Origin of the sequence: Geothrix sp. PMB-07, from assembly GCF_030758935.1 — a bacterium.
Lineage (GTDB): Bacteria > Acidobacteriota > Holophagae > Holophagales > Holophagaceae > Geothrix.
Genome location: NZ_CP132333.1, coordinates 3,079,297 through 3,098,023, shown reverse-complemented (window position 1 = coordinate 3,098,023; position 18,727 = coordinate 3,079,297). Strand labels below are relative to the sequence as shown.

20 protein-coding genes and 1 tRNA gene are annotated in these 18,727 nt (G+C 64.3%); 6 read left to right on the top strand and 15 right to left on the bottom strand.

Translation table 11 applies throughout. The annotated features are described in order from the left end of the window. Positions 1–2 precede the first annotated feature (2 nt). The 9 genes from Q9293_RS13650 to Q9293_RS13610 all read right to left on the bottom strand — a co-directional run bounded on the left by Q9293_RS13650 (position 3) and on the right by Q9293_RS13610 (position 6,341). The gene (locus Q9293_RS13650; protein ID WP_306247415.1) at positions 3–620 is read right to left on the bottom strand and encodes a DUF3164 family protein; all 618 of its coding nucleotides are present in this window, start codon (positions 618–620) and stop codon (positions 3–5) included. Between the two features lie 122 nt (positions 621–742). Next, on the bottom strand, positions 743–889 hold the full coding sequence (locus tag Q9293_RS13645) for a hypothetical protein (protein WP_306247413.1): 147 nt from the start codon (positions 887–889) through the stop codon (positions 743–745). Positions 890–1,346: 457 nt separating this feature from the next. Further along, positions 1,347–1,787: a hypothetical protein gene (locus Q9293_RS13640; protein WP_306247412.1), complete on the bottom strand. Its 441-nt coding sequence runs from the start codon at positions 1,785–1,787 to the stop codon at positions 1,347–1,349. Further along, complete coding sequence (locus Q9293_RS13635; RefSeq protein ID WP_306247410.1) at positions 1,780–2,100, bottom strand: hypothetical protein; 321 nt, start codon at positions 2,098–2,100, stop codon at positions 1,780–1,782. Before Q9293_RS13635 ends, Q9293_RS13640 begins: the two co-directional genes overlap by 8 nt. Next, positions 2,090–2,656 (bottom strand): hypothetical protein, encoded by a 567-nt coding sequence (locus Q9293_RS13630; RefSeq protein ID WP_306247408.1) that lies wholly within the window; start codon positions 2,654–2,656, stop codon positions 2,090–2,092. Before Q9293_RS13630 ends, Q9293_RS13635 begins: the two co-directional genes overlap by 11 nt. Further along, on the bottom strand, positions 2,653–3,396 hold the full coding sequence (locus Q9293_RS13625) for an AAA family ATPase (RefSeq protein WP_306247406.1): 744 nt from the start codon (positions 3,394–3,396) through the stop codon (positions 2,653–2,655). Before Q9293_RS13625 ends, Q9293_RS13630 begins: the two co-directional genes overlap by 4 nt. A 29-nt stretch (positions 3,397–3,425) precedes the next feature. Beyond that, positions 3,426–5,654 (bottom strand): transposase family protein, encoded by a 2,229-nt coding sequence (locus Q9293_RS13620; protein ID WP_306247403.1) that lies wholly within the window; start codon positions 5,652–5,654, stop codon positions 3,426–3,428. Further along, the gene (locus Q9293_RS13615) at positions 5,651–5,998 is read right to left on the bottom strand and encodes a helix-turn-helix transcriptional regulator (protein WP_306247401.1); all 348 of its coding nucleotides are present in this window, start codon (positions 5,996–5,998) and stop codon (positions 5,651–5,653) included. The genes Q9293_RS13620 and Q9293_RS13615 overlap by 4 nt, the downstream gene beginning before the upstream one ends. A 10-nt stretch (positions 5,999–6,008) precedes the next feature. Continuing rightward, on the bottom strand, positions 6,009–6,341 hold the full coding sequence (locus tag Q9293_RS13610) for a helix-turn-helix domain-containing protein (protein WP_306247399.1): 333 nt from the start codon (positions 6,339–6,341) through the stop codon (positions 6,009–6,011). 101 nt (positions 6,342–6,442) lie between these two features. Between Q9293_RS13610 and Q9293_RS18695 the strand changes: the two genes are divergently transcribed. Further along, positions 6,443–7,174, top strand: a complete 732-nt coding sequence (locus Q9293_RS18695) for a helix-turn-helix transcriptional regulator (protein ID WP_372342160.1) — start codon at positions 6,443–6,445, stop codon at positions 7,172–7,174. A gap of 311 nt (positions 7,175–7,485) precedes the next feature. Here the strand turns inward: Q9293_RS18695 and Q9293_RS13605 are convergent. The 4 genes from Q9293_RS13605 to Q9293_RS13590 form a co-directional block, all read right to left on the bottom strand. After that, a tRNA-Pro gene (locus Q9293_RS13605) sits at positions 7,486–7,562 on the bottom strand. Positions 7,563–7,597: 35 nt separating this feature from the next. Continuing rightward, entirely contained in the window at positions 7,598–7,999 is a 402-nt protein-coding gene (locus tag Q9293_RS13600) for a MerR family transcriptional regulator (protein ID WP_306247397.1), read from the bottom strand. Positions 8,000–8,010: 11 nt separating this feature from the next. Next, positions 8,011–9,390 carry a sigma-54 dependent transcriptional regulator gene (locus tag Q9293_RS13595; RefSeq protein WP_306247395.1) on the bottom strand — a complete coding sequence of 460 codons (1,380 nt, stop codon included), beginning with the start codon at positions 9,388–9,390 and terminating at the stop codon, positions 8,011–8,013. Positions 9,391–9,476: 86 nt separating this feature from the next. Then, positions 9,477–10,661 carry a PLP-dependent aspartate aminotransferase family protein gene (locus Q9293_RS13590; RefSeq protein WP_306247394.1) on the bottom strand — a complete coding sequence of 395 codons (1,185 nt, stop codon included), beginning with the start codon at positions 10,659–10,661 and terminating at the stop codon, positions 9,477–9,479. Positions 10,662–10,883: 222 nt separating this feature from the next. Between Q9293_RS13590 and Q9293_RS13585 the strand changes: the two genes are divergently transcribed. Beyond that, positions 10,884–11,261 carry a ferredoxin gene (locus Q9293_RS13585; protein ID WP_306247392.1) on the top strand — a complete coding sequence of 126 codons (378 nt, stop codon included), beginning with the start codon at positions 10,884–10,886 and terminating at the stop codon, positions 11,259–11,261. Between the two features lie 17 nt (positions 11,262–11,278). Here the strand turns inward: Q9293_RS13585 and Q9293_RS13580 are convergent, their stop codons facing one another. Next, positions 11,279–12,331, bottom strand: coding sequence for a GTP 3',8-cyclase MoaA (locus Q9293_RS13580; protein ID WP_306247390.1), 1,053 nt, complete (start codon positions 12,329–12,331; stop codon positions 11,279–11,281). Positions 12,332–12,475: 144 nt separating this feature from the next. Here Q9293_RS13580 and Q9293_RS13575 point away from each other — a divergent pair, with 144 nt between their 5' ends. The 3 genes from Q9293_RS13575 (at position 12,476) to Q9293_RS13565 (ending at position 15,958) form a co-directional block, all read left to right on the top strand. After that, the gene (locus Q9293_RS13575) at positions 12,476–13,255 is read left to right on the top strand and encodes a TatD family hydrolase (protein WP_306247388.1); all 780 of its coding nucleotides are present in this window, start codon (positions 12,476–12,478) and stop codon (positions 13,253–13,255) included. Continuing rightward, positions 13,231–13,896: a hypothetical protein gene (locus Q9293_RS13570; RefSeq protein WP_306247386.1), complete on the top strand. Its 666-nt coding sequence runs from the start codon at positions 13,231–13,233 to the stop codon at positions 13,894–13,896. Before Q9293_RS13575 ends, Q9293_RS13570 begins: the two co-directional genes overlap by 25 nt. A 91-nt stretch (positions 13,897–13,987) precedes the next feature. Beyond that, complete coding sequence (locus Q9293_RS13565) at positions 13,988–15,958, top strand: DUF6600 domain-containing protein (protein ID WP_306247384.1); 1,971 nt, start codon at positions 13,988–13,990, stop codon at positions 15,956–15,958. Between the two features lie 77 nt (positions 15,959–16,035). Here the strand turns inward: Q9293_RS13565 and Q9293_RS13560 are convergent, their stop codons facing one another. Beyond that, positions 16,036–17,820 carry an acyl-CoA dehydrogenase family protein gene (locus Q9293_RS13560; protein WP_306247382.1) on the bottom strand — a complete coding sequence of 595 codons (1,785 nt, stop codon included), beginning with the start codon at positions 17,818–17,820 and terminating at the stop codon, positions 16,036–16,038. Between the two features lie 137 nt (positions 17,821–17,957). On the opposite strand from Q9293_RS13560, the gene Q9293_RS13555 reads away from it, so the two are divergent. Continuing rightward, positions 17,958–18,653 (top strand): class I SAM-dependent methyltransferase, encoded by a 696-nt coding sequence (locus Q9293_RS13555; protein ID WP_306247380.1) that lies wholly within the window; start codon positions 17,958–17,960, stop codon positions 18,651–18,653. Positions 18,654–18,727: the final 74 nt, after the last annotated feature.

Sequence of the window (18,727 nt, the reverse complement as noted above, 5' to 3'; positions counted from 1 at the left end):
GGCTACACCCCCGCCATGTCGAGAGAGATGGGCTTGTATTCGCCCGCTTCGTCACGTTCGTAGACGCGCAAGTAGCTCTTGCTGCTGACGACTTGGACTGATTCGGAGATGGCGTCCATGGCCCTCTTCCAATCCTTGTCATCAATCTCCAGCTTGCGCAGGCCCAGGACGCGGCGGATGCTCACATTCCCGGCCTTGTCGACCTGGAAGGCATCGTTGACCAAGGCCATGAGCTTTGCGTCAGCCCCATCGCTCCAGCGCTTGATGCACTTGTCGATGATGGCCTTGGCAACCTGGAGGCGCTCATCGAAGGCGATGTTGTCCTGGTTCGCCTGGATCACCTTGAATCGGCCATCGAACGACAGCAGGGTCAGGTTGCCCTTTGCGCCCCCGAGCTTGGCCTTGAAGCGAGCGGCGCTTGTAAGCACAAATTCATCGATCTCACTCTGGACGGTGCTCTTGAATTCGGCCAACTCACCCGACCGCTCGCGGGCCCTGGCGGCGATGCTCACCACGAGTTCATCTCGCAGCAGGTCGATCTCTTTAATGTTCTCGATGAGGACCAGGTCGCCATTGGCGTTCGCTCGGTAGCCCTCAGGGATCTTGGGGTTCTTGGTCATGCTCTTGCTCCTAGTGACGGGTGAAGCGGCGGCGCCTCTGGGCGTCCCGCAGGTGAAGGGCGCCCAGAACGGGCAACCAAAGGGGGGAGATGATCCAGGCCAGGACAGTGCTCATGAAAAACTCACTTCTGTTCGCGTTCCCTGAGGCGGACCGTCAGGGTCGCTTCGTCTGCGTTAATGAGGTCATCCGCACAGGCCTCAACCACTTCGTGGAAGCCTTCCAATGCACGTTCTTCCGGGACTTCGATGTAGACAGTGATCGTTTTCAAGTGAGGCTCCATAACCATGCGGGGCATCCCCGCGTCTAAACTTCGTTGATGGAAACTTGTCGGATCCACACCCTGCCCAGCGTGTTCGGGCACGTCGCGGAGTCGCCTTTCGGGGGGAGTGCTTTTTTCATGCCGCCCGACAAGTGAGGCATTGCCATCAGCCTTCAACGAAGGTGATGGAATGAACGATGTAGGAGTCGAATCCAGCACTGAAGCTTCCGCCTGGGCACCTCTTACGCCAGCGCTCCATGGCAGCCTCGTAAGCATCCCAATCCACTTCGACATCACCGTTGGGGTCTAGCCTTGGTTGCTTCCCAGCGTGGATCCTTAGCTTTTCGGCGAATCCTTCGGCTTGGTCCTCCTTTCGGAATGCCCGTAGTGCACTGGAGCCCTCGTAATCGTGTGCTCCGGTCACTAGATAGATTGAGGAAGGCATCTTGGACCTCCGGAGGGGGATCTACGCGACAGATGCTTGATGGACGGCCGTGAAGCGCAGGACAACCAGGCGCTCTCGAAACGCGGCATGGATCTGCGCCAGAGTTGGGATTGGTTCTCCCTTGGAGCCCTTGCAGTGTTCGATCAGCGCCCAGTCGATTGGTTCGAGCTGGATGCCACGGCGCACCAGCTCAGTGATGGCGAGTGAGGCGGTCTCCATGCTGGTGATGTCAGTCATGAGCCCGATGGCCTCCATGCAGGTGATGGCCATGGCGACGTAGCCGTAGCCTGGATAGGCGAAGGCGGGCGCCACTGGCGATGAGGCTGGGGCAAGAGCGGCCGGTCTCTGGGAGACCAGGCCTCCGGTGGCATAGCCCTTCTCGACGCGAAGGGGAGACGGCGCAGGTGTGGCGGTGCTCTGGGCCGAGATGCGGCGCCAGATCGCTTTCGGGAGATCAAACACGGTTGGCTCCTTTAGGGTTCGTGTTGTGAATGCAGGATTGACAGGCGGCCCAATGCCGCAAGGACCAGGCGGAGGAAGTTGGCGCCTCGCTGCTCTGCCAGTTCTGGCAGTCAGAAGCAGACAGGCTCCGCTCTTCAAAGGGACACAGGACCGTGCCGTAGGCCTTCAGCACGGCTGTTTCCAGGTGGGAGGTGTCGGAGTTGTATTTCCCGTTCAGGACAAGGGAAATCGTGGTCTTGGAGTAGTCGATCCCCTTCGCTACCGCGCCGAGTCCACGCGCCGCCACCTGGGCTCGGAGAATCTCAAGCCACATCGAAGCTCTCCTCTGTGTTGGGGTCGAAGATCCGTTTCTGGCGCTTATTCCATTGCGGTGGCAGTGGGCCGGTATCTCGGACCATGCAATACCGGCTTGGTGGCGTGATCGCCTGGCGGTCTGGCTGCCCAGGCCTCGTCATGCGGGCCAGATGGCCACTTCGCACCAGGGCGTTCAGATAGTCCTTGGCATTCATGGAGGCGTTGCCTTCGTCGCCACGCTCAGCCAGCTCCAGGAGGTCTTTGATGGTGGCCTTATGGAGGAGACGCAACGCCCGCCAGAGCCTAGAGCGCAGGCTGGTCCCGTCTTGCTCCATAGGCCGTGGTCCCTTCGGCCCGGATTGAATCGTCTTCCCCGCCTGCAGCAGCTTCAGGCCTGTCGCGGTGAGCTTCGCGAAGCCTTCGCCCCGCTTCTGGATGTAGCCATGCTTGGTTAGCACAGCGAAGGCGCTGTAGACGTTATCCAGGCCCAGACCTGTTTCCTGGGCAAGATCCCTGGCAGAGACCTTGCCGAGATGCGCCGCCATTGCGGTTAGCACGGTCTGGCTGGCGTTCACGGCTTCACCGCTGACGGCATGATGCGGGGACGGCGCGACTGCCAGTCATAGGTTAGCTGCTGGCCTTCGAGGTCAGACAGGGACAGAGTCTTGACCTTCCGCTGTTTCGCGATGGATTCGCAGGTTGCCAAGGCGTTCATGATCTCGCGCATGCGGCCCTTGGTTTGGCGCTGGATCTCCGCTAGGAGGTCCGGCGACAGGGTGATGTCATCCAGGAGCGTCTTGGCCGTCAGCTCGATGTCCTCCAGGCTTGCGGGCTGGAACTGGACGACGTGGGCCACTCGGCTGCTGATCTGGGGATGCCGGGCGATCTTCGCCTGGGCCTGCTCCATGCCCACCAGCACCACAGGCGTTTCCAGCAGGTCGCTGATGTCCCGCAGAACCTCCAGCACCCGCGTGTCCGCCAGCAGATGCTCAACCTCATCCACGATGAGGACATAGGGCCGCCCCTGCATGCGCTTGATGGCATCGCGGAACATCTCTTCGCTGCGCCCAGGGATGCCGCGAAGTTCCTTGATCAGTTCAACCAGGAACCAATGGCGGGTGTAGCCGCTCTTGGCCCGGATATATAGAGCCTCTGCGTTCTGAGTCGAATACCACTGCAGCGTCCGGGTTTTCCCAAAGCCCGGTTCGCTGGTGACCACCATGATGCTGGCCTCCGGTGCGGCCCGCCGCTCAAGGATGTCCAGCCCGGCCAGGAACAACCGGAGATTGCTGGTTTTGACGAATTGCCGTTTCACGATGCCTCCAAAAGGGGGGATGAGGTTGATCACGCCGAAGCCGCGTCATCGCGGCCCAGCAGGGTTGAGAACAAGGGGTCTTGACGCAGGCGGCGCTGAACCATTGCGGTTTCGTCTGCGTCGGCCAGGTCGGGGTTATCGAGGATCCAGCAGTAGTAGTCGCGGTCTGACTTGAAGGCTGGGCGCCGAGCTTCACCAGTGGACTCTTCGGTCTGAGACTCAGTGCCCACGGGATCTTCAGGCAGCCCTAGCTTGCGCAGCTGGGCATCAGAGGCCGCCACCATCTCGGGAGTCAGGGCCTGGATGGCCAGAGGTTCAGGGGCCGCATCGCCAAGCACCCGCTGGGCCCTTTGCTCCAGGCGCTGGCGCTGTCCTTCTTGGCGCTTTTCACGCAGGCTATCCACGTAGGGCTTCGGGAAATACGCTGCCTTGTTGGACTCGAAGCCGGCCTCGCAGATGAAGGTTCCATCCTTTCGGCTGACCCAGACTCGTGAGGCATCGTGGATGTCGAAGGCCACACAGACTTCTTCTCCATGCAGCTCGGCTAGCTCTCGGTTGAAGTAGGTATTGCCGAAGAGTTGGATTTCCCCACGCCTGACCTGGCGCAGTTCCTCTGGCCGGAACTCATCCAAGCTGATTGGCAGGCCCTCTGGCTTCCAACCCAATTCCTGCGCCTTGGCCCACGTTTGGTCAGGGCTCAGCCTTCGCTGGCGCCCGGTTTCGGAATCAAGCGCCTTTGGGCAGGCCTTGCTAGCCCTCTGGTTATGTGCAGCCACGGCCTGCTCAACAAACGCCACAAAGGCCTGCCAAGAGGGCAGAACCGGCTGGCCCTGACGGGTGGCCTTGAAGACGATTTGTCGGGCCTGGCGATCCATGGAGGCACCGACATAGGTTGCAAACGCTTTGGCGGCCAGATCCACCCAGACCGTCTTCTGAAGGTGTTCGATCACGCCCCGCGCCTGCGAGTTGTAGGGAATGCTGAAGTGGTGTTCATAGCCCAGGCGGGCCTTCAAAGCCTCCAGGCGTTCATTGCGGTAGCCTGGGCCGTTATCCGTATAGAAGATCAGCGGGACACCGCCCGTGAGCACGGCCATGCGGAATGCATCCATGACCGACCAGGTGCTTTCCTTCTCCCAGGCCGACCACCCGACGATGCGATTGGTCGCAACGTCGGCAACCATCGTCAGTTCGGGCCGGAAGGGACGTCCGTGCTCGGGATGGGCGATTTCCGCATCAAACGTATGGCCATCGGCGGTCAACACGTCGAACGGGAATTCCGGCTTCTCGCGGCGCCGGAAGGGCTTGATGGTCTTAAGTTCGCGGGGCAGCATCCTGCCGCGTTCACGGTCTACCGCGCCGACCTTGAGGAGCCACCTGCGGGCGCTGTCATAGCTGGGCACCAAGGCTCCAGCTGGCAGTTGTCCGACCAGCGTTTGGACCGCCCAGCTTAGGGATGGTTTCTGGGGCTGGCGGTAGATCTCCAGTAGTTGTGGAAGCCAGGCTGGCATCGAGCGGTCGCAGGCCTTCGGTGCCAGCCGATCCATGCCCTGTTTGGCATCAGCAGCCCAGCGCTGGAACGTTCTGCGTGAAAGTGTTCGATCACCCGACTGGCCAGAACGTGCATTGGCCAAGGGAAGGAGGGCTTTCAGGTTCTCTGGAAGAGCCCCTGACTCGACTTCGCCAAAGAGGCGATTCAGCGCCCTATCTCGGCTGACCCGGCTCTCTTCAACCAGGTGGTCCACATAGCGAAGAATGGCCAAGCGAGCATCCATTCGTTGCCGTTGCCAGCTCTTCATGCTGGAGATAGCGGCGAGATCGGATGCCGGAGCTATGGTGGGCGCGGGCGGCAAAGACAGTGCAGCCGCGGCCTTCTCGCGGGCGGCCAACACTCGGGCAGCATCTGGATAGGGCCCGAAGAGAGCGCTGTATGCGACAACCTTCTCCTTGCGTCCTTTGTTTGGGCCAGATTCAGAAATGCGGTCCTGAAGCAAGCCGAGGCTCGATAGGCGCTTCAGTGCAGCCTGTTTAGAAACTCCAGCCAGTTCGGCGGCCTCAGCCACCGTGAAGCACGCGGGACTCGCGACAATCGCAACAACTTGGCTAGGTATTCCCGTCCTGGAATAGTCGCCGTCTGTGCTGGTTTCTTTGGGTTGTCGCGCCTGGATTTTGGGTTGCCGCGATTCGCCTTCAGTCGCGACAACCAGCGGTGCAACCTCCGGGATCGCGACAACTGGGTTAAGCCGCCGCTTCCGGGTCATTTCAGCTCCTTGATCTGCGCTGCCAATGCGCACATCTGGCCCGACAGGGCTCCTAGGGTGCCGATGAGGGTGTTTAGCTTGGTGGTGACGGCTTTCATAGCAAGGGAAATGGGCGCTGCCCCTTCAACCCACTTGGGCTCCTGTCCCGTCATCACCCATTCCCAGCGATAGCCATACAGAGCCTGGATGGCCAGGGCATTGGGTTTGCGTGGCGGGGCCTGGCCACTTTCCCAGTTGCTATAGACGGAGCCTCCGATACCAAGCTCACGACTGATCTGGCGGGCGCTTTTCCCGAGTTCAGACCGGATGTCACAGAATCGTTTCGCGGCGGAAGTGTCGATCATGGCCGCCACCTCAGGCCACGTTCGAAGACTGGCGACCCCAAATGCGGTCAGCTTCGAGACCGATGCATCTCGCCAAGATGTCTTCCACGTCTACATCTCGACGAATTCGCTCGATCACCTGGTGGAAGTAGGCATCGCTATAACCATTGCTCTCGGCTAGAACTCTGATGCCCTGGCCTTTCAGCTTCAGAAGTGCCCGAATGGCTGCTGGCTTCAGGCTGCCGTCCAAATTAATCCCGTCAGCCATCAGGCCCTGGATACTTGAGGCCGTTTCTACCACCGACTTTGCATTGGCAGACAGGCCGTAGGCGACCCGCTTGCGTGAGGGTTTTTCGGGTAGCATCTTTCTTCTCCGCTGCTTGGTTCTCTAAGCGAGAACAGGAGAAATACTGATTCCCGAATCGAGAACAGTCAACCCTATTTTTTTCTCCGATCGAGACTTCGATGCTCCCATCCACACCTGCAGGGCGGTTGCGCCACGTCCGGGCGGCAACTGGGCTCCAACAAGAGGACTTCGGCTTGCGGATTGGGGTTTCCAAGGCTGCGATTTCTCGATGGGAAACCGGATCCGCCGAGGTCACCCCTTTAGCCGCCATGGCGATTGAGTATGTATATGGGATTCGCTTTGCATGGTTGATGTTGGGAGAGGAACCAATGCAGGCGCAGCTGCAGAACACTGGCTCGGGCTCCGCACTCATGCTCCCTGTCCTTGATGGGTTGCCCTCATGTGGGCCTTCGGGGGAAATCCATGACCTTGCCCCGAATGCCGACCGCCAGCCTTTCCGGCGCGGCTTAATCCAGGAAGTGCTTCGCCAGTGCGGGGCTGGGTCTGAGTCCACCTTATTCGCCGCCCGCGTTCAGGGTGACTCTATGAGTCCGACCATCCAGCCTGGAGACATGGTGCTGGTGAATACGGCGCTTCCATTGCGCGTGGAGCCACGCAAAGGGGCCTTGCATCTTGTGCGTACCACCCCAGACACTCAGGAGGCCCGAATCAAGCGGGTCCACATATCACCTGATGGGCGTTACATGAACTTGATCTCAGAAAACGAGGCGGCATATCCGCTAGAGCCGGTTCCGCTGGATGGTGTGCCCGTGCAGGATCTCGTCATAGGCCGCGTTTGTTGGTATGAACGCATCCTTGGCGACCTACCCTCTAAACCCAAACGCAGGTAACCCACGCCCAGCGCCAGATTGACGCCAAACCAGGTGCAAGATGGCGCCACGTTTTGCAACTAACCGCAAAACTGCGCCAAACCAAGTGCAAGTCCCCTGGGGGTTCTCGCCGCTTCCAAATCCGCGCCAAATATGGATCTAAGCTTTGGCGCCAATTCAGGTGCCAGTGACAAAGCAGTCGCCTCCCCACACTGACAGCGCCCCGCGCTGTCTCCGCGATCCCACTCGGAGGCTCGAAGCCTCTCGCATGGCTTCGATGGAGGTAAGGAAAAGGACCCGGTGAAGGGTCCTTTTCGTGTGGGGTGAATGTTTGGTCGGCGCGAGAGGATTCGAACCTCCGACCCCTACCACCCCAAGGTAGTGCGCTACCAGGCTGCGCCACGCGCCGTGAACCTTTGACTGTAGACCGGGTTGGGCTCTAGGTCAAGGTTTGGGTTCGGCGCACAGGCGCTCGTAGAGGGCGCGGACGGATTTGAGAATGGGCTGCAGGTCCGAGCTGGTGCGCAGCAGTCTGGGGATGGTGGGCTTGGGCTTCTGGGCCGGTGCCGCGGGCAGTTCTTCGGCTTCGAGGCCGAGGTCCAGGCGCTGCACCAGGTGGCCATGGGCCAGCAGTTCTTCGCAGTCGGCGACGGTGAGGCCTTCGGCCAGCCAAGCCTTGATGCGGCGCAGGCGCGGCAGCTCGTCCACGTGGTAGTAGCGGAGGTTGCCCTTGCTGCGCCGGGGTTTGATGTCGGGGATGACATCCTCCCAGTAGCGCAGATCCTTGGGCCCCACGCCGATCAACGCGGCGGCCTCCCCGATCTTGAACCACTTCTTTTCACTCAAGGCGCCACCGCCTAGTTCTCCCTGGGCTCGATGCCCAGGGTCTTGAGGCGCTTGTAGAGGTTGGAGCGGTCCATGCCCACGCGCTCGGCGACGCGGGTCATGTTGCCGTTCTGGAGCTTCATCTCGCGCTGCAGATACTGGCTTTCAAACCAGTCCTTCGCGTCTTTCAGGTTGGTGAATTCGGGGAAGGAGAAGGGATCCTGCTCGGCCAGGTGGCGGGCGGCCAGGGGGCCCAGGTCGCGGGGGCCAATCTCACTGCTGCGGCCCAGAATGACGGCGCGCTCCATGAGGTTCTTCAGCTCACGGACGTTGCCCGGCCAATCGTGGCGCAGCAGGGTGTCCTTGGCCTCCGGGCCCAGATGCCGCGGCGGACGGCCGTACTGCTTGGCGATGCGGGTGATGAAGGCTTCGGCCAGGGGCAGGATGTCCTCGGGCCTTTCGCGCAGGGCGGGCAGGCGCAGGGGCACCACGGCCAGGCGGAAGAAGAGATCCTCGCGGAAGCGGCCCTTGGTGATCTCGGCCGGAAGATCCTTGTTGGTGGCGGCGATGACGCGCACATCCACGCCCACGGCGCCGCCGCCGCCCACGGGCTCCACGCGGCCCTCCTGCAGGGCCCGCAGTACCTTGGCCTGGGTTTTCAGCGACATGTCGCCCACTTCATCAAGGAACAGGGTGCCGCCGTCGGCCTCGCGGAACTTGCCCTTCTGGTCGCGCACGGCCCCGGTGAAGGCGCCCTTCTGGTGGCCGAACAGTTCGCTCTCGATGAGTTCTTCGGGGATGGCGGCGCAGTTCACTTCGACGAAGGGGGCTTCCTTCCGGGGGCTCTGCAGATGGATGAGGCGGGCCACCTCCTCCTTGCCGCTGCCGTTCTCGCCGGTGAGCAGCACGCGGCCTTCCGTGGGCGCCACCAGGGCCACGTCGGCCATGAGCCGTTTCATGGCGGGGCTGTCGGCCAGGAAGAAGCGGCCGCCCTCCACCTCGGCCAGCAGGCGCTGGTTCTCCTGCTCCAGGCGGGACTGGCGCAGGGCATTGCCCACCACCAGCAGCAGCCGGTCCAGGTCGATGGGCTTTTCAAGGAAATCAAAGGCGCCCAGCTTGGTGGCCTGCAGGGCCGTGTCGATGTTGGCGTGGCCAGAGATCATCACCACCGGCAGCTCTGGCCGGAGCTGCTTGGCCTGCTTCAGGGTTTCCAGGCCGTCGATGCCCGGCAGCCACACGTCCAGCAGCACGAGCTGGATGCCCTCGCCGTCGGGGTTGTGCAGCAGGTCGATGGCCTGCTCACCCCGCTCGGCCTTCACCACGTGATAGCCCTCATCCTTCAGGGCTTCGCCCAGGGACCGCCGGATGCCCGGTTCGTCATCCACCAGGAGGATGGTGATGGGGGTACGCATGGCTCCATGCTGGTCGCGGGACAAGCCTTTGTCCAGCAGGTGGTTGGCGGGATTTCCGCCACCACCCTATGGCTGTCTGCTGGAGATCAGGGGATCTGGGCCAGGGCCTGATCCAGATCCGCGATGATGTCTTCCACGTCCTCGATGCCCACCGAGAGGCGCACGAGGCCGTCGGTGATGCCCGCCGCCAGGCGCGCCTCGCGGCCCATGCTGGCGTGGGTCATGGAGGCGGGGTGGCTGACGAGGGTTTCCACGCCGCCCAGGGACACGGCCAGTCCGGCCAGCTTCACATGGTCCATGGCGATGCGGCCGGCTTCCATGCCGCCCTTCAGCTCGAAGGAGATCATGGAGCCGAAGCCGGTCATCTGCCGCTTGCAGAGCTCATGCTGGGGATGGCTGGGCAGGCCGATGTAGCGCACCCAGGCCACCTTCGGATGGGCCTCCAGCCAGGGGGCCACTTTGCGGGTGTTCTCCTCGGCCCGCTCCACGCGGAGCGCCAGCGTCTTCAGGCCGCGGCTCACCAGCCAGGCCTGGTGGGGATCCATGTTGGCGCCGATGTTCACCAGCATGGCCCGGATCTGCTTGTGCAGGGCTTCGGTCTTGGAGACCACCACGCCGCCCACGATGTCGGCGTGGCCATTGATGAACTTGGTGACGGAGTGGAGCACCAGGTCCGCGCCCAGATCGAGGGGCTTCTGCAGGTGGGGGCTGGCGAAGGTGTTGTCCACCACCAGCAGGGCGCCGTGGGCGTGGGCGATCTCGGCGGCTGCGGCGATGTCGGTCACAGACATGGCGGGGTTGGAGGGGCTTTCGATGTAGATCAGCTTGGTATTGGGCCTCAGGGCGGCCCGCAGGTTGGCGAGGTCGGAGGTATCCACATAGGTGGATTCCACCCCGAAGCGGCTCATGTGCTTCTCCATGAGCCCCCGGCTGGGGCCGTAGACCGAGTCGGTGCTGACCATGTGGTCGCCGCTGCTGAGCAGGGCCAGGTAGATCGTGGTGACCGCGCCCATGCCGCTGGCCATGGCCGTGGCGCCGAAGCCGTTCTCGAGGGAGGCCACGTTCTCTTCCAGGGCCACAGTGGTGGGGTTGCCGATGCGGGTGTAGATGTAGCCGTCGGCGGCGCCGGCGAACCGGTCGGCGCCCTCCTGGGCATTGCGGAAGGCGAAGGTGGAGGTCTGGTAGATGGGCGTCACCACGCTGCCGTAGGCATCCTTGGGAATGCCCGCATGGACGAGTCGTGTGTTGAAACCTGCCTGGTCATGGCTCATGGAAGCTCCGGTGGGAGGTGGCGCAAAAAAGGTCGGGCCCCGGAACCGGGACCCATGCCTTCAAGCTGACCACACTCAGGCGTCAAAAGGGTCACTGATCTCGACCTCAACGGCATAAGTCGACTGATTCTTAGATTCAAACGGCCCTTTGCCTGGCATGAATTTCGAGCCGTGCAGTCCAATGGAGGCTGGTCTGATAGGGTGGGTTCCCTGGAGGACGCCATGGATGAGCACCGCCCGCTTCCCGCGCCGGACGAGGACGCTTCCCTGTCTCCCATCATCCGCCATCCCCTGCAACGGCAGGTGCTGGTCTGCACCGCCAAGAGCTGCGCGGCCAATGGCTCCGAAGCCGTGCTGGAGGCCTTCAAGGCCCGGCTGACGGAAGAACAGCTGCTCTTCTTCAAGGGCAACCGCGAGGGCGCGATCCAGTGCATCACCTGCGGATCGGTGGGTTTCTGCGCCATCGGGCCTGCGGTGCTCGTGTACCCCGATGGCGTGTGGTACGCCCATGTCAGGCCCGAGGATGTGCCCGAGATCGTGGAAAGCCATCTGAAGGGCGGGGTGCCTGTGGCGCGGCTGGTGCGGAAGCAGCTGGGCTGAGGGCGCTCAGCGGCGGATCAGCCTCCGAGCTGCCACAGCCCCTGGACCACTTCCAGTTTTCCGTCCCGCTGCAGCGGGTGGCAGGGGCGCTTGGCGTAGAGGCCCTGGCGGATGAGCCGCACGAGCACCTCCTGGGGAGCCTGCTGGCGGAGGGGCTTCAGGAGATCCACCTGCGGCTGCCCGAAGCGGCAGATCTTGAGCTCGCCGCGGCTGGTGAGCCGCACACGGTTGCAACGGTCGCAGGCATTGGAATGCTGTGCGGAGATGATGCCCACCTTGCCGCTGGCCATGACGTTGGGGCCGGAGAGGCGGTACACCCGGGCGGGGCCATCCTCGGCGTGGCGGGCCGTTTCTTCGATGAGATCGATGTCCAAGCCCTCGCGGATGATCCTCAGGATTTCCGCGGCGGCCACGAACCGATCCAGTTCCCAGGTTTCGCCCCGGCGGGGCATGCACTCGATGAAGCGGAGGTCGAGGCCTTCCCGCTGGGCGAGATGGACCAAGGGGAGGATCTGATCCTCGTTCCACCCGCGCACCACCGTGGCGTTCAGTTTCACCTGGAGCCCAGCGTTCCGCGCGGCATCCAGGCCCGCCAGCGCCTTGCCGAGGGCATCCTTGCCCGTAATCCGCTTGTAGGCGGCCCGGTCCGCCGCATCCAGGTTGAGGTTTACGCCCAGCAGCCCCGCATCCGCCAGGGCGCGGGCTCGGCGGGGCAGGAGGGTGCCATTGGTGGTGAGGTGGACGCGCCCTTCGACTTCCGGGCTGATGCCCGCCACGATGGTTTCCAGATCCCGGCGCAGCAGGGGCTCGCCGCCGGTGAGACGGACTTTGCGGACGCCAAGGCTGGTGAACACCTTGACCAGGTGCACCGTCTCGTTCCGGTTCATGGGTTTGATGGGGGAGGCTTCAGCGCCTTCGACGTGGCCCCGGATGCGGGCCAGGTTGCTCTGGCGTGTGAGCGACACCCTTAGGTAGGTCACGTCGCCGCCCAATCCATCCCGCAGTCCATCCCGCACCCTCAGCATGCGGGGCCGGTGGTTTGGGGGTGGAGGGGTGAAGGGGGGGGGCACAGAACGCTCCGATCCCATTCAGAATGAAGGGGATTCCCCTCCATCCGCGGGGGTTCGTGCCCGAGGTCACAGGGACGGCCTCTTGGCGAAGGCGTTCTGACAGGCGATTTCAAAGGTCGTGAGGGTTCGTGGGACCATGGGGCCATGCTCGTGGACGCCCACTGCCACCTCACCGGTTCCTACCTGGCCCCTGACCAGGTGGAGGCCACCCTGGTACGGGCGAAGGCGGAGGGGGTCAGCGGGTTCATCGCGGTGGGAACGGATCTCGACGATTCCCGGACCGTGCTGGCCATGGCGCACCGGATCCCCGGTGTCCAGGCCAGCCTTGGGGTGCACCCGCACGACGCGAAAAGCTGGACTCCGGAAACGGGGGAGGCCCTCGAAGCCCTGCTGCGGGACCCCGCCGTGCGTTTCGTGGGGGAGACTGGCCTCGACTGGCATTACGACCTGAGCCCGAGAGAGATCCAGGAGGAGGTCTTCCGGGCGCAGATCCGTCTGGCCAAAGCTGTGGGCAAGCCGCTTATGATCCACACCCGGTCCGCCCCGGAAGCGACACTCCAGGTGCTGGAAGAGGAGGGGGCCGATGGCGTCCGCGGCATGATCCACTGTTTCAGCGAGGACCGGGCCTTTGCAGCGCGGGCCCTGGATCTGGGGTTCTATCTGAGTTTCTCCGGCATCACCACTTTCAAGAACGCGGCCGCCATCCGCGACGTGGCCGCCTGGGCCCCCGCCGATCGCATCCTCGTGGAAACAGACGCCCCCTTCCTGGCGCCGGTGCCCTATCGGGGAAAGACCAATGAGCCTGGCTTCGTGCGCTTCACCGCCGAAGCCGTGGCCGGGCTTCGCGGCATTCCATCCGCCAAGCTGGCGCAACTCACCACCCAGAATCTGGAGGCCCTGTGCGGCTGGGCACCCTCCTCCTGAGCACGGCGCTGCTGGCGCCCACCCTTTCGGCCCAGGGGCGCCCGCGCCTCGCCTGGGAGGGACTGCCGCCTTTGGAATGGCAAAGTGGCGACCGGCCTCAGGCGGATGCGCCCGTGGCGGTGCAGCGATCCAATGGACCTCTTGAGGCCAGGCTCAGCGGGGACGGTACCCTGACCCTTCGGGATGTCCGAGGCATCATCCGCTTGAAAACGGGGTTGCCTGGGCGCCCCCTCCGGGCCTGGAGGGATGGCGGCATCCCCTTGCCCGTGCCGACTGGAAACTGGGGCTTCCCCGTGGATTCTCCGCTCAGCCAAGGGCTGGGAGGGCTCCAGTGGGCGGCGGAGGACTTCCGCCCCTTTCTGAGGGGCCTCCTCTGGGTGCTCGAGGATGGGGAGGGCTTTCTTTCCGTGGTGCATCCCGCCACAGCGGAAATCGTGCACCTGCCCTTGCCCGCAGGGCGGGACCTGCGGCTTCGCTTCCTTCCTGACCGCCTGGAAGTGGTGGCCGGTACCGTGGACCGGGGCTCTCCAGCGCAGTGGTCCATTCCCTGGATCGCGCTGCTGCCGAGGCTGGCGCCCCTGGGCATCCGGCGAGATCCCAGCAAGGCCGGTACGGCACTGGCGCCCTTCCCCCAGGGGTGATCCGGGTAAAGTCCGAGTTGGCACGACCCTGGCTGTCTCCCCTTCAGGAACCGATCCCCTGGGACACGGCATCCACATCCACGGAGGGCCCATGATCTCGACCTTGACCCACTCCCGACTGGCCGCCCTGCTGGTACCCGCAGCCGTTCTGATGGCGGGCCCGCAGGCGCCCCCCGCCGATGCCCCGGACGCCGACGAGTCCTACCAGGGCGAGGCGCCTGAACGCTACGCCATGGTGCGGGCCCTGGAAGGCGAGGTTCACATCCGCAAGGGGGATCTGGATGAAACCCTGACGCGCGGGACGCCCATCGCCGAAGGCGATGTCGTGGAAAGCCGCGGCCGTGGCGTTCTGCAACTGGGGGATGGCACGCGCGTGGCCTTCGCCGGTGCCACCCGGTTCACGGTGGCGGCTTTGTTCACGGACAAGAAGGGCGAGAAACAGGTGCTGCTCCGCCTCGACAGCGGCCGTCTCCGGGTGTTGCTGGGCGGCCAGTCGGATGCCCGCTTCCGGGTGGACACGCCTTCCGGCACGGCCACCTGCTTTGACAAGGGCGGTTTCACCATCGAGGCTGAACGCGACAAAGTGGTGCGCCTGAAGGTTCACAGCGGCCGCGTAACCTTCAGCAATGAGCGCGACGAGGCGCGCATCACCGCCGGAGAGCGGCTGACGGTCTACAGCCCGCAGGATGGGCTCGACCGCGTGCGCAGCTTCAACACCTACGACGGCGACGACTTCGACCGCTGGAGCGACCGCGCTGTCATCGTGCAGCGGGGCGAGAGCTGGGACCGCGTGCCCGCCGAAATCCGCTACTACGCCGACGAACTGGACAACCATGGACGCTGGGTCCATTCCGATGAGTTTGGCTGGGTGTGGCAGCCCAACGGGGTGGCCGAGGATTGGCGCCCCTATTACCAGGGCCGCTGGGCCCCCTATTCCGGCGGCATGACCTGGGTTTCCGACGAGCCCTGGGCCTATGTGGCCTACCACCACGGCCGCTGGCACTGGAGTGTGGGCATCGGCTGGTGCTGGATCCCCGGCGTCTACTACAGTCCCGCCTGGGTGGCCTGGCATCACACGCCCGGATACTACGGCTGGGCGCCCCTGGGCTACTACAACACGCCCTGCCACTGGGGCTATGGGGCCTGGGGCGGCGGCTATGCCTGGAACGTGGTGGCCGTGACGAACATCAACATCATCAACGTGAACCGACACATCTATTCGGATGCGACCGTCCTGCGCACCTTCGGCGGCGGCAACGGCGGCACCACCTGGCGCAGCGGCAGCCGTGACCTGGGCACCCCCTGGCAGCGCAGCCCCCTCATGGTTTCCCATGCGGAATTCCGCAATCCCAGCCAGATGGAAACCGTGTTCCGGCGGGATGTGAACCGGGATCGCATGCAGGCCTATGAACGGCAGGCCCAGATGAGCACAGGACGAGTGATCCAGCGCGATCTGAGCCCCAGCCGGATCGTCCCCGGCGGAGCGGCCAATCCTGGCTCCCAGCGCATCCCCTTCGAGGATCGACGCGGGCGAGTCGAGGCGCCCCGGGGCCAGGAGGTGCGTCCCATTGAGTCCCGACGGCCCGACGCGCCGACGGGCCGGGACCGTCAGCCCGAGGTGCGCCGCCCGGATGATCGCCGCCTGGAAACGCCGCAGCCTGTTCAGAGGCCCGACGACCGCTCCAGGGCTCTGCCCGAGCGCCGTCCGGAAGGCGCGCCGCCCATCCAGCGCCCGGAGGACCGCCCCCGGATGCAGGATCGGCGCCCGGACACGCCTCCTGCCCGGGAACGCATGGAGGACCGGCCCCGTCCGACGGAAGCGCCGCGCCCCGAACCCGCCCCCCGCGAGCGTGCCCCGGAATTCAATTTCCGGGCCCCTCGTGAAGAACGCCGCCCCGACCCTCCGCGTTCCGAACCGGCCCGCGAAAGCCGCCCCGCGCCCCGGCCCGAATCCAGGCCGGAACCGGCCCGGGAGAGCCGTCCCGCCCCCAGGCCCGAACCTGCGCGCGAAAAACCCAGGGAAGAAAAGAAGTCCGTGTTCAGCCACGAGTTCAGGCGCTGAAGGAATCACCGCGACAGGAATGAGAAGGCCCCGATCATCGGGGCCTTTCTCTTTGAAGGGATGCTGTGGTGCCTGGTTCAGAACACTTCGATGGGGTAGATCCCTTTCTGGATGAGCTCGCTGGCGATGCGGCCCCGCAGGCGGGCGCTGCTGGTGGGGTGGAACTCCGCGAAGGCCTTCACTCCGGCCAGGGCGTGGCGCAGGGCCTCGCCTTCGACCACATCGGCGCAGAGCATGCGGGCGTTGCCGTGAACCTTGTGCCAGCTCTCGTTGACAAAGAGCTCGGTCATGTCCCGGGCGATCTGGGCCCAGCGGTGGCCGGATTCCACCATGCGCTCGGCCCGGACCACGGCGCTCTCCATGGCGTAGATCTCCATGAGCATGTCGCTCATGCGGGCCATGACCTCCTGGTTGTCCACCAGCTTCTGGCCCAGCACCTGCACCGCCAGTCCCGCCGCCAGCATGCACTGGCGCTTGCTCAGCTCCACGCCGTGCTTGAGGCGCGCCAGGGGGCCGGTGAAGCCGTCGGCCTTGGGCGGGTTGGAGATCTCCTTGGCCACCTGCTGGCCGAACTGCATGAGGGGCAGCTCGCCCTTCATGGCGCGCTTCAGCAGGGTGCCCGCGATGAGGAGGCGGTTGATCTCGTTGGTGCCCTCGAAGATGCGATTGATGCGGCAGTCCCGCAGGGCCTTCTCGGGGGGGTATTCGGCGCTGAAACCGTAGCCGCCATAGGCCTGCACGGCCTCGTCGGCCACGAAGAAGAGGGCCTCGCTGCCCCAGACCTTGGAGATGCTGCACTCGATGGCGTATTCGTCGATGGCGGCCATCTTGTCGGCACCGGCGGTGGGGCTGTCCCAGCTGGTGGCGTGCAGAGCCTCGTCGAGGTAGCCGATGGTGCGGAAATTCAGCGACTCGAGCACGAAGATCTTGGTGGCCATGTCCGCCAGCTTCTGCTGGATCATGCCGAAGCTGTTGATGGCTTTGCCGAACTGCTGCCGCTCGGTGGTGTAGCGGATGGCGTACTCGAGGATGCGCTTCATGCCGCCCTGGCTGCCCAGCCCCAGCTTGAAGCGGCCGATGTTGAGGATGCCGAAGGCGATCTTGTGGCCCTTGCCGATCTCGCCCAGCAGCCGGTCCTTGGGGATGCGGCAGTTTTCGAGGATGACAGTGCGGGTGGAGCTGCCCTTGATGCCCAGCTTCTTCTCTTCGGCGCCGGTGCTGATGCCGGGATCGGTCCTTTCGACGATGAAGGCGCTGAAGTGCTGGCCGTCGATCTTCGCGAAGATCACGAAGACATCGGCGAAGCCCGCGTTGGTGATCCACATCTTGGTGCCGTTCAGCACCCAGTGGTCGCCATCGAGGACGGCCGTGGCCTTCGCTCCGAGGGCATCAGAACCGCTGCCAGCCTCGGTCAGTGCGTAGGCCGCCAGCCACTCGCCCGTGGCCAGCTTGGGCAGGTAGGTGCGCTTCTGGGCTTCGGTGCCGAAGTAGACGATGGGCAACGTGCCGATGCCCGTGTTGGCGCTGTAGGTGACGGCGAAGCTGCCCTGCTTGCTCATCTCCTCGAGCACAAGCATGGCGGTGCGCTTGTCGACGTCCATGCCCTCGTAGGCTTCGGGAATCTCCAGGCCCAGCAGGCCCAGCTCGCCCGCCTTCTTCATGAGCGCCACCGTCAGAGGCAGGTCCAGCTTGTCGATGGCCTCATCCTGGGGCAGCACTTCGCCCTGGATGAAGTCCTTGGCGGCCCGGGCGAATTCCTTGGCCTCGTCGCCGAATTCCTCCGGGGTGAACTGGGGCAGGGCCCCGATGGGGGTCAGCAGGAAACTGCCTCCCTTGACCGCTTCTGCAGCCGTGGTGTTCATCTCGATCCTCCGAATTGGGGTTGGGTTCACGATGCAAGGCCCGCTGCCCCTTGGCTAGCCTCTACCTCCGGTCAACGGCCTGGATACTTCGGGTAGGCGGCCTCCTCTGGTTCAATGGAAGTTCCCGTGGAGGTTGGATGCCGGAAGGCAGGCAAGTGCAGCAGATGTTTTCGGCCATCGCCGGGAAGTACGACGTTCTGAACCATGTCCTGTCCGGTGGCGTGGATTTCTGGTGGTGGTGGCGCATGGCGCGGGCCAGCGGCGCCGGGCCCGGCAAACGCTTTCTGGATGTGGCGGCGGGCACGGGGGATTCCAGCCTGGCCCTGGCCCGGCGGGGCGCCGAGGTGGTCAGCACCGATTTCACCCACGCCATGCTGCGTTTGGGGCCGGCCAAGTTCGCACGGAAGGGGTTCGCCAAGCTGATCTGGGCTTCCAGCGATGCCGATGCCCAGTGCCTGCCTTTCCGGGATGCCAGCTTCGACGGCATCACGATCTGCTACGGCATCCGCAACGTGGAGAACCGGGCGCGGGCTTATGCGGAATTCCTGCGGGTGCTGCGGCCCGGGGGCCGACTCACCATCCTGGAGTTCAGCACGCCGGTGGTGCCTGGCCTGAAGGCCCTCTACGACTGGTACAGCCTGCGGGTGCTTCCGAAGATCGGCGCCTGGATCAGCGGCGACGCCTCGGCCTACACCTACCTGCCGGAAAGCATCCGGACCTTCCCCCACCAGCGGGCCCTGGCCACGGAGCTGGAAGGGGCGGGCTTCCGCGAGGTCCGCTGGACGAACCTCACGGGGGGCATCGCCGCCCTGCACATGGCGGTGAAGCGGTGATACCCCTCCGCCGTCAATGATAGAGATCCACCACAGAGTCACGGAGGCCTCCGTGCTCCGTGCCTCCGTGGTGG

What these genes read in the sequence shown, in the direction of transcription:
- Q9293_RS13590 (WP_306247394.1), bottom strand. Translation starts at nt 10,661, where the DNA reads ATGAGCCATGACCAGGCAGGTTTCAACACACGACTCGTCCATGCGGGC.
- Q9293_RS13565 (WP_306247384.1), top strand. Translation starts at nt 13,988, where the DNA reads ATGATCTCGACCTTGACCCACTCCCGACTGGCCGCCCTGCTGGTACCC.
- Q9293_RS13620 (WP_306247403.1), bottom strand. Translation starts at nt 5,654, where the DNA reads ATGACCCGGAAGCGGCGGCTTAACCCAGTTGTCGCGATCCCGGAGGTT.
- Q9293_RS13555 (WP_306247380.1), top strand. Translation starts at nt 17,958, where the DNA reads ATGCCGGAAGGCAGGCAAGTGCAGCAGATGTTTTCGGCCATCGCCGGG.
- Q9293_RS18695 (WP_372342160.1), top strand. Translation starts at nt 6,443, where the DNA reads ATGCTCCCATCCACACCTGCAGGGCGGTTGCGCCACGTCCGGGCGGCA.
- Q9293_RS13560 (WP_306247382.1), bottom strand. Translation starts at nt 17,820, where the DNA reads ATGAACACCACGGCTGCAGAAGCGGTCAAGGGAGGCAGTTTCCTGCTG.
- Q9293_RS13615 (WP_306247401.1), bottom strand. Translation starts at nt 5,998, where the DNA reads ATGATCGACACTTCCGCCGCGAAACGATTCTGTGACATCCGGTCTGAA.
- Q9293_RS13595 (WP_306247395.1), bottom strand. Translation starts at nt 9,390, where the DNA reads ATGCGTACCCCCATCACCATCCTCCTGGTGGATGACGAACCGGGCATC.
- Q9293_RS13585 (WP_306247392.1), top strand. Translation starts at nt 10,884, where the DNA reads ATGGATGAGCACCGCCCGCTTCCCGCGCCGGACGAGGACGCTTCCCTG.
- Q9293_RS13575 (WP_306247388.1), top strand. Translation starts at nt 12,476, where the DNA reads ATGCTCGTGGACGCCCACTGCCACCTCACCGGTTCCTACCTGGCCCCT.
- Q9293_RS13635 (WP_306247410.1), bottom strand. Translation starts at nt 2,100, where the DNA reads ATGTGGCTTGAGATTCTCCGAGCCCAGGTGGCGGCGCGTGGACTCGGC.
- Q9293_RS13610 (WP_306247399.1), bottom strand. Translation starts at nt 6,341, where the DNA reads ATGCTACCCGAAAAACCCTCACGCAAGCGGGTCGCCTACGGCCTGTCT.
- Q9293_RS13650 (WP_306247415.1), bottom strand. Translation starts at nt 620, where the DNA reads ATGACCAAGAACCCCAAGATCCCTGAGGGCTACCGAGCGAACGCCAAT.